Annotated in this window: 7 protein-coding genes; all 7 read left to right on the forward strand. The window is 70.3% G+C overall.

Annotated elements, in window-relative coordinates:
• Positions 1-1,937: 1,937 nt before the first annotated feature.
• Positions 1,938-3,269, forward strand: a complete 1,332-nt coding sequence (locus JL475_RS36865; RefSeq protein ID WP_237409332.1) for a PLP-dependent aminotransferase family protein — start codon at positions 1,938-1,940, stop codon at positions 3,267-3,269.
• A 6-nt stretch (positions 3,270-3,275) separates the two neighbouring features.
• A complete protein-coding gene (dpgA, locus tag JL475_RS36870) occupies positions 3,276-4,388 on the forward strand; it encodes a 3,5-dihydroxyphenylacetyl-CoA synthase DpgA (protein WP_202282551.1) in 1,113 nt (370 codons plus the stop codon).
• A 23-nt stretch (positions 4,389-4,411) separates the two neighbouring features.
• Positions 4,412-5,095 (forward strand): enoyl-CoA-hydratase DpgB, encoded by a 684-nt coding sequence (gene dpgB, locus JL475_RS36875; protein WP_202282552.1) that lies wholly within the window; start codon positions 4,412-4,414, stop codon positions 5,093-5,095.
• Positions 5,092-6,393 (forward strand): (3,5-dihydroxyphenyl)acetyl-CoA 1,2-dioxygenase DpgC, encoded by a 1,302-nt coding sequence (gene dpgC, locus JL475_RS36880; protein WP_202282553.1) that lies wholly within the window; start codon positions 5,092-5,094, stop codon positions 6,391-6,393. Before dpgB ends, dpgC begins: the two co-directional genes overlap by 4 nt.
• Before the next feature lie 72 nt (positions 6,394-6,465).
• Complete coding sequence (locus tag JL475_RS36885; RefSeq protein WP_202282554.1) at positions 6,466-6,693, forward strand: MbtH family protein; 228 nt, start codon at positions 6,466-6,468, stop codon at positions 6,691-6,693.
• Entirely contained in the window at positions 6,690-8,717 is a 2,028-nt protein-coding gene (locus tag JL475_RS36890) for an ABC transporter ATP-binding protein (RefSeq protein WP_202282555.1), read from the forward strand. The genes JL475_RS36885 and JL475_RS36890 overlap by 4 nt, the downstream gene beginning before the upstream one ends.
• Positions 8,714-9,842 (forward strand): condensation domain-containing protein (locus JL475_RS36895; RefSeq protein WP_237409334.1); only part of this gene is annotated, 1,129 nt, incomplete at its 3' end. The genes JL475_RS36890 and JL475_RS36895, both read left to right, overlap by 4 nt.

The raw sequence follows: 9,842 nt of genomic DNA on the forward strand, positions 1-9,842 counted from the left end.
AGCTGCGCGGCGCCATCATCTGGCTGCGCAGCCTTGCCCCCGCCACATGATCACGATCCCGAACAGGCCCTAGCCCCAGCCACGCTGTCGGTCGTCGACCAGAAAGGCTGCGACGGCCAGTTCGGGAGCACGGCTCCTGAGCCATCAGCTTGGGAAGCTGAGGTGATCTACGGGCGGCTGCTCGACTGGCCTGGGCGGAAGCGCTGCCAACGTCCGATCGCTTGTCGGGCTGGTTCCCGGTGTTCCCCAGTGGTTCCTCGTGGTTCCCCGCACGATCTGGCACGGGTGTGACACGAACCTCGGCCAACACAGCCGGTCGCGACGGCGAGTACGTCGACTGATCAGTTAGGCACTCTCAGGAAGCGAGTCGTCCTGTGCCCCTCATTTACCTGATGCTCCGTCGGGTAAGTCAGTATCTGATCAGCATCAGTCCCCGCACATTCCGAGACGGCTGTCCGAACAGACGCCTGGTCGGCGGCGTCGCAACAGCCCGGTTCGCGCGGAAACGCAGGCAGGAGCCCTATCACCAGAGTGAACCGATGTTCCTCACAATCTTCGGGCCCAACGCGTGCCGTTGTACAGTGAAGAACGCCCTTGACCTGCAGCAAGCGGGCAGGGAGCCGTATTCTAGGAGCATAGAATGCTGCGCACTTTGATCAAGTCCGAGAGCTAGCACTCCGGCGAACCCGCAGGTGAGGCGCGTGGTGCGGGTGTCGAGGTCAGCAAGAGGTCAGCATCGGCCCGCAGGTTGCCCCTGCGGCGCCCCCGCAGAGGCAACCTGCGGGGCGGTCTTCTGCCGGCTGGGTCATGGGGCCGGGAGCGGTCAGGCATGCTCCCGGCCGTACTTGGGGAGTTCATCCGATGCCCCCGGTAGCCGGACCGGGGATGGGCAGCCTGTTCAAGCCCTGCGGCTTCAGGCGGCGGTGCCCGGCTGAATGAGCGGGCCTACGGAACCTATCGCCCGGTGGCACCGGCTTTTGCTGGCGCGCACGATAGTGGAGTCCCGGGTGGTGCTAAGCCGGGGTGGGAAGCAGGCTGCGGCGAGGTGGCGATCCTCAGCGCTTGACAGGCTCTTACCTGGTGGCGCGTACTGGAAGAAGCAAGGACAAACAGCAGACAGAGCCCTGTGCTCCAGGCATCCGCTGCCGGTGCGAAGTAGCGACAGGGCGTGCTCCGCGGGCTGTGGGATGCTCGGCACCCTCGCGTTGCGCTCAGCCCGGTCCCTTCGATGGCTGTTTCGCTTCGCACACAAGCGCCGCGCCTGCATCGCCGAGCGGGTAATGCACTTGCAGCGACGCTGCCGGGGACCAGAGCGCGCGGGCCGGGTCCGAGGGGGCCACCATGAAGTTGAAGCCGAAATTGGCCAATGTCCAAACGTGGGAGGGCGATCCCGGCGAACCGCAGGTGGGACGCACCCCGATCCTCCGGCCCACATCTGAGGTGGGCCGCGCGCCGCTGCCTGTGGCGGTTGCCGACGAAGCGAAGCGACGCCATGCTGCGGCTCCGCGTCGACGACGGCCGATTGGGCCGGCGGGGCGCCGCCGTGAGGGGCAGGACTTGGCGCAATTGGGTGAGGCAGATACTCGACGAGGCCTCATCCGGCTGTTCTTGACGGAACGATTGCGGCGGAGTATCCCGAGTCCCGCCGACGGGACAGAGCGCATCCCGGGAACCGAGGGGAAACCCTGCCGGGCGGTTCCGCGGTGCGCTCCGCGTTTGCGGCGGCGGGCGCACCGAGTGGAGGGGTGCCCGGCCCGTCAACCGAAACCGAATTACAGCGCCTGCCGGGGCCCGGCCCGCCGGGCCTGGGCATTCCGGAGACCGTTCGCGGCGCATTCCTCGAATCGTTGCTCTGCCGCACGTCCTCATACGAGTCTTGGCATCCGCCTTCCGACGGAGTGCCTGAACTCCAGCTAGGACGCGGAAAGGTGGGAATCATGGTGCTCGATTCGACAACACTGCACTCGAGCATCGAGGATCCGGTTCTCGACCGGATGAATTTCCTGAACGAGATCACATTCACCTACCCGAACGCGGTGTCCTTCGCACCGGGGCGTCCTTATGACGGTTTCTTCGAAATCGAGGAGGTCCACGCGCACCTGCGCCGGTATGCGGCGTACTTGGAGAGCCGGGGCGCGGGGGCGGCGGAAGTGCGCAGCGGCTTCTACCAGTACGGGCCGGCCGCGGGGCAGATTCGGGAGCTGATCGCGCACTCGTTGTGGCAGGACGAGGGATTCGAGGTCGCGCCCGAGTCGATCGTGGTGACCGTCGGCGCGCAGGAGGCGATGTTCCTGGCGCTGCGCACGCTGTTCGCGACGCCCGAGGACGTGCTCCTCCTCATCACCCCCTGCTACGTCGGCATCATGGGGGCCGCGCGGCTGCTCGACATCCCGGTGGTCGCGGTCCCCGAGCGCGACGGGCGGCTGGTTGTGGCGGACCTCGACGAGGCCGTGCGTGCGCAGCGCGCCGCAGGCCGTCGGCCGAGGGCCGTCTACGTGGTGCCGGACCACGCCAATCCCACGGGATCCACGCTGGACCTGCCGACGCGCGTCGCGCTGCTCGGGCTGGCCGAGAGCCACGGACTGCTCGTCCTCGAGGACAGCCCCTACCGGCTCAGCGGCCCTGGGCCACGCCGCCCCATGCTCAAGGCACTCGACGGGTCGAGGAGCGTCATCCAACTCGGCACCTACTCCAAGACGCTGTTCCCCGGCGCCAGAGTCGGCTATGTCGTGGCCGACCAGGAGGTGCGCGACAGCTCTGGCGGAATCCGGCTGCTCGCAGACGACTTGGCGAAGGTCAAGAGTATGGTCACGGTCAACACGTCCTCGCTCAGCCAGGCGGTCGCGGCGGGCGCGCTGCTCAGCGCGGACGGCCGGCCCTCCGCCCTCAACGCCAGGGCTGCCGAGCACTACAGCCGCAGCATGGCCGGAACGCTCGCGCAGCTCGACCGGCGGCTACCCGAAAGGCACCGCCGGGAGCTCGGAGTCGACTGGAACCGCCCCGACGGTGGCTTCTTCCTCACCCTGCGCACCGGTTTCCGCACCGGCACCGCGGCTTTGGAGCGCTCGGCCCGCGACTTCGGCGTGATCTGGACGCCCATGGAGTTCTTCCATCCGCACGGCGGGGGAGAGCAGGACATCCGGCTCTCCATCAGCTATCTGACACCCGGGCAGGTCGATGAGGGCGTCGAGCGGCTCGCGCGGTTCGTGGAGGCGCTCAGCGACGAGACGGCACGACAACGAAGCGCTCAGCACTGGAACGGAGAGTGACGCACCATGACCGCGGCCCTGGACCGACCGCTGACCGTCACAGCACCGCGCATCCTGGGCGTGGGCACCGCAGTGCCACCCGAGTCCTATTCCCAGCAGGACCTGCTCGACCTGTTCGGGATCACCGACCCGAAGGTGCGGTCCGTCTTCCTGATGGGCGCCATCGAACGGCGCTCGCTGGTGCTGCCCCCGGCGGCGCCCGACGGCACCAGGATCCGGGAGGCCCAGGGCGATCTCCTCGACAAGCACAAGGCCTGGGCCGTGAGCCTGGGAGCGAACGCGCTGGTCCTGTGCCTCAAGCGGATCGGGGCCGACCTGTCCGAGGTGGCGTACCTGTGCTGCGTGACCTCGACCGGCTTCCTCACCCCGGGCCTGAGCGCGCTGTTGATCCGCGAACTCGGCATGGACTCGCACACCGGCCGCGCCGACATCGTCGGCATGGGCTGCAACGCCGGGCTCAACGCGCTCGGTGTAGTCCGCGGCTGGGCCGCGGTGAATCCGGGCCGGCTGGCCGTGATGGTCTGCGCGGAGGCCTGCTCGGCCGCGTACACGATGGACTCGACGATGCGTACGGCCGTGGTCAACAGCCTCTTCGGCGACGGCGCCGCGGCGATCGCGGTCATGGCCGACCCGGCCGGCGGCGGGCAGCCCGAGGAAGGTCCCGGCCGCGGCCTCGACGGCCCCCGGATCCTGAAGACCGCGGGCGTCACCATCATCGACGCCATCGATGCGATGCGCTACGACTGGGACCGCGACCAGGGCCGCTTCAGTTTCTTCCTGGACCCGCAGATCCCCTACGTGGTCGGCGCGCACGCGGAGAGCGTCATCGACCGGTTGCTGGCCGGCACGTCGCTGCGCCGCGGCGACGTCGCCCACTGGCTGGTGCACTCCGGCGGCAAGAAGGTCATCGACGCGGTCGTCGTCAACCTCGGGCTGACCCGCCACGACCTGCGGCACACCATCACCGTGCTGCGCGACTTCGGCAACGTCTCCAGCTGCTCGTTCATCTTCTCCTACGACCGGCTCCTGCAGGAAGGCGTGGTCAGCGCCGGCGACTACGGCGTGCTGATGGCCATGGGGCCGGGTTCGGCGATCGAATCCGCACTCATCCGATGGTGACCCAGCGCAAGGGAGATCGACAGATGCTAGTCAACGCCCTCCCCGGGGGTCCCGTGCTGCGCGTGGACGGCAGCCGGGAGATCTCGGCCGAACTGGCCCGCACCGTCTCTGCTCTCTGCGACGAGGCGGATTCCGCCGGAGCCGACTACGCGACCCTGTACGTCTCCGGCGCCCCGACGCCCGAGGCGGTGGCGAAGGTGGCCGACGTGGCCACCGTCACGAAGTGGGAGCGGGCTGTGCGCCGCTTCGAGCGGCTCCGGCTGCCCACGCTGGTGGCGGCGAGCGGGGAGTGCGGCGGCACCGCGCTGGACCTTCTGCTCGCGGCCGACGTCCGGGTGGCGACGCCTGACCTCCGGCTGCTCCTGCCCTTCCACGAGCAGGGAATCTGGCCCGGCATGGCCACCTTCCGGCTGACCCAGCAGCTCGGACTGGCCGGGGCGCGCCGCATGGTGCTCTTCGGGGAGCCGATCACCGCTCGCGAGGCCCTGGACCGGAGCCTGGTGGACCGGGTGAGCACGGACCCCCGGCGCACCCTGGCAGCTGTCGCCCGACTGCTGCGCCGCCTGTCCGGCCCAGAACTCGCGATCCGCCGCCAACTGGCGTTCGATGCTGAGTGGATGAGCTTCGAGGACGCGCTAGGCCTGCACCTGGCCGCCTGCGACCGCTCGCTGCGGCGCACTCGACTGGCAGACGGGGTGACGGCGTGAGCACATCGGACGCGCAGGCGCCCGCCACCGAGCAGGGACGCGCCGCGGACAGGCTCGACCGGGCGGCCCGGCTGCTCGCGCCGTTCCCCGAGCCCGGGCCGCGGACCGGCGAGCTCCGCGCCCGGACCGAGCAGGCGCTGGAGGCCGCACGCGCGGAACGCACCGCCTTCGTGGACCGCCACGCCGAGCCACTCTACGACCGGCTCACAGGGGGCCTTACCCGCCGCCCGCGGCTCGACGGCCTGGTGGAGGCCGCCGCGTCGATCGTGCCCGGCCTGGTGCCCACGCCCGCGCAACTGCGGGCTGAACGGGCCAGGCCGGTCCCGGAGCGCCTCGGCTACGAGATCGACCTGGGCGTCTTCCTGCGCGGCCTGCTGCGCTGCCCGGCCGTCGGCGACCACCTGATGGATTCCATGCTCCGGCCCACCGAACGCGCACTCGGCATGCTCAAGGAGTTTCAGGCCACCGGAGTGATCCGGCTGGAAACCACGAGGGTGGAGCGGCGCGAGGGGGTGGCCCGGATCACCATGTGCGCTGCGGACCGCCTCAACGCCGAGGACGAACAGCAGGTCGACGACATGGAGACCGCGGTCGACCTCGCGCTGCTGGATCGGCACTGCGAGATCGGGCTCATCCGGGGCGGCGAGATGACGCACCCGCGCTACGCGGGCCGCCGCGTCTTCAGCGCCGGGATCAACCTCAAGCGCCTGCATGCGGGCGAGATCACGCTTGTCGGCTTTCTGCTGCGCCGGGAGCTCGGCTATCTCAGGAAACTGCTGCTCGGTCTGCGCACGGACGAGGCGTCCTGGCGCTATCCGTTCACCGACATGCCGTGGGTGGCTGCGGTGGACGCCTTCGCGATCGGCGGCGGCATGCAGCTGCTGCTCGTGGTGGACCACGTGCTCGCGGCTTCCGACGCCTACCTGAGCCTGCCGGCCGCGCAGGAGGGAATCGTCCCGGGCGCCGCCGATTTCCGGCTCCCCCGGCTGACCGGCCCCCGGCTGGCCAGGCAGATCATCCTCGGCGGACGGTGCGTGCGCGCGAACGATCCAGAGGCCCGCACGCTCGTCGACGAGGTCGTCGATCCCGCGCATCTCGATCGGGCCGTCGACCGCGCCCTCGACCTGCTGCGCGATTCGGCCGTCACCGCCAACCGCCGCATGGTGAACCTCGCCGCCGAGCCGGCGGAAGGCTTCCGCGCGTACATGGCGGAATTCGCGGTCCAGCAGGGGCTGCGTATCCACGCGGCGGACGTGCTCAGCAGAGCGGGCCGTTTCACGACGCGGTCACATGGGTGACGTCGCGTCAGGACCGTCCCGCCCTCCCCCGTCGACCCGCGACGGCCGGCACTCGAACGAAAGGAGACCGAGATGACCAACCCCTTCGACGATCCGGACGCCGATTACCTCGCGCTGGTCAACCCCCAAGGCCAGTACTCGCTCTGGCCCGCCTTCGCACAACTGCCGGTCGGCTGGCGGATCGCGCACGGCGAGGGCACCCGCGACGAGTGCCTGGACTACATCGACGGCGCCTGGACCGACCAGCGGCCACCGAACCCGGTCACAGCGCCGGGCGGGGGGGAGGCCGTCACATCATGATGGGCGGCCCGGGCCCGCTGATCACGGTACGGGCCACCACCGGCGACGAGGCGGAGCCGACCCGGGGACGGGTCAGGCCGGGCACCTCACGGAGGATCCTGCCCTACACCCGGCCCTACCGCTGGCACATTGCCGCGCTGCTGAGCCTGACCGTGATCGACGCCGTCATCACCGTCTCCACGCCGCTGCTGTTCAAGGAGCTCATCAACCACGGCATCCTGCCCCGCGACAAGGGTGTCGTGGCGGCCGCCGCCGCCGCGGTGGCGGGCCTCGCGTTGCTGCAGGCACTGGTGGGCTTCCTCGTCAGCCGCAGCTCGGCGCGCATCGGCGAGGGACTGATCTACGACCTGCGCACCCAAGTCTACCGGCACGTGCTGAAGCAGCCGCTCGCGTTCTTCACCCGGGCGCAGACCGGTTCGCTCGTGAGCCGGCTCAACACCGACGTGATGGAGGCCCAGCAGGCGGTGACCGTGCTGCTGTCCAGCATGCTCTCCAACCTGCTGGTGCTGAGCCTCGTGATCGCCACGATCTTCTACCTGTCCTGGCTCGTCGGCCTGGTCGCGCTCGTCACGGTGCCCTTCTTCCTGCTGCCGGGACGTGTCGTCGGCCGCAGGCTGCAGCGCAACCTGCGCGAGTCGATGCAACTGGACGCCGAACTCGGCTCGCTCATGCAGGAGCGCTTCAACGTGGCCGGTGCGCTGCTGGTCAAGCTCTACGGCCGGCCGGAGGGCGAGGCCCGCTGGTTCGCCGACCGCGCGGCGCGGGTCAGGGACGTCGGCGTGGTCACCGCCGTCTACTCGAGGATGCTGCTGGTGACGGTGACGCTGCTGGCGTCGCTCGCCACGGCGGTGGTCTACGGCGTCGGCGGTGAGCTGGTGGTCGACCGGACCATCCAGATCGGCACGCTCGTGGCCCTGGCCACGCTCCTGGCCCGGCTTTTCGGCCCGATCAATCAGCTCTCCAACCTGCAGTCGAACTACCTGACCGCGCTCGTCTCCTTCGACCGACTGTTCGAGGTACTGGATCTCCAGCCGCTGATCGTGGAGCGGCCGGACCCGATCGCGCTGCCCTCCGCGGACCCGGCCCGGGCCCCGGAGGTCGAGTTCGAAGACGTCTCCTTCCGCTATCCCCCGGCGGGCGAGGTCTCCCTCGCCTCGCTCGAGACGCTGGCGCTGCCGTTGCCGGAGCGCTCCGGCGACGCCCAGGCGCTGCGGGGGGTGAGCTTCCGCGCCCCGGCCGGTCGGCTGACCGCGCTCGTCGGGCCCTCCGGTTCGGGCAAGACCACGATCAGCCAGCTGGTGGCGCGGCTCTACGAGCCCACCGAGGGCGCTGTGCGGATCGGCGGGCACGACGTGCGCGACCTGACCCTGGCCTCGCTGCACGACACCGTCGGCCTGGTGACGCAGGACGCGCACATGTTCCACGACACCATCCGCGCCAACCTGCTCTACGCCAAGCCGAGCGCCACCGAGACCGAGCTCGTGGAGGCATGCGAAGCCGCACAGGTCTGGGATCTGGTCTCCTCGCTCCCCAACAGCCTCGACACCGTGGTGGGCGACCGCGGCTACCGCTTCTCCGGCGGCGAGAAGCAGCGCCTGTCGATCGCGCGGCTGCTGCTCAAGAAGCCGTCCGTGGTCGTGCTCGACGAGGCCACGGCGCACCTGGACTCGGAATCCGAGGCGGCGGTGCAGAAGGCGCTGCGCACCGCCTTGGCCGGACGTACCGCGCTGGTGATCGCGCACCGCCTGTCCACGATCCGCGAGGCCGACCAGATCCTCGTGCTCGAAGGCGGCCGGGTCGTCGAACGCGGCCGGCACGCCGAGCTCGTCGACGGCGGCGGCCTGTACGCGGACCTCTACCGGACCCAGTTTGCCAATCCGCCCGCGCCACGCCCGGACGCCGAGCAGGACCAGGCCAACGGCTACCGCGACCTGCCCCCGCTGCCGCCCGGGGGAGGTCCCCCGCACCTGCTGCCGCCGCCCGACACGGCGGACAGTCCCGGCTCACCCGAACGGAGAGCATGATGACCCAGTTGACGGTCGAGGACGTGTGGCCACTTTCCCCGCTGCAAGAGGGACTGCTGTTCCATGCGGTGTACGACCAGGACGCGCCCCGCGATGTGTACGTCGGGCAGCGGATCCTCAACCTCGACGGCGTGCTCCGGCCCGAGGTGCTCGAGGCGTCCTGGCAGGCGCTGCTGGACCGGCACGCGAGTCTGCGGGCAGCCTTCCGCTCCCGCGCGGCCGGCGACACGGTCCAGGTGATCGCCAAGGGCATGCGGATCCCGTGGACGCACGCCGACCTGAGCGAACTGAGCGACGAGGAAGCCGAAGCGGAGGCCAAGCGGCTGACCGCGATCGACGCTCGGCGCTTCGACCTCGGCATGCCGCCGCTGCTGCGGGTGCTGCTTCTGCGCATCGGCCCCGGCCACCACCGGATGGTGGTGACGGTGCACCACATCCTGATGGACGGCTGGTCGCTGCCGATCCTGTTCCACGAGCTGTGGGCGGTCTACGGCAACGGCGGCGACCCCTCGGTGCTTCCGAAGGTGCCGCAGTACCGCGACTACCTCGAGTGGCTGGCGCGCTGGGACAAGGACGCAGCGCGCGAGGCATGGCGCGCGATGCTGGCCGGGACCGAGGAGCCCACCCTGGTGGGCCCTGACGACCGCGGCGGTCCGCCGGTGATGCTCCAGCACGTGATCGACCAGGTCGGCGACGAACTCGCCGACCGGCTGCGGGAGGTGGCGCGCGCCGCCGGGGTCACCCTCAACCGGGTCTTCCAGGTTGCCTGGGCGCTGCTGGTGGGCAAGCTGTCCGGCCGGCTGGACGTGGTCTTCGGCGCGACCGTCTCCGGCCGCCCCGCCGAGGTGCCGCAGGCCGACCGGATGGTTGGGCTGTTCATCAACACCGTGCCGGTGCGCGTGCCGCTGGATGCAGCCGTGCCCTTCCGCGAGGCCATGGCGCCGCTGCAGGACCAGCAGGCCACCCTGCTCGACCACCAGCAGCTGAGCCTTCCCGAGATCCAGCGCGCCGGCGGTCCCGGCGCGACCTTCGACACGCTGATGGTTTTCCAGAACTACCCGCGCGGCCCGCAGGTGGCCCGGGACGCCGGCGCGGCGACGCCCGGCCGGGAAGCCGAGGCGCCGC

The organism is Streptomyces sp. M2CJ-2, assembly GCF_016757295.1.
Classification (GTDB): domain Bacteria; phylum Actinomycetota; class Actinomycetes; order Streptomycetales; family Streptomycetaceae; genus Streptomyces.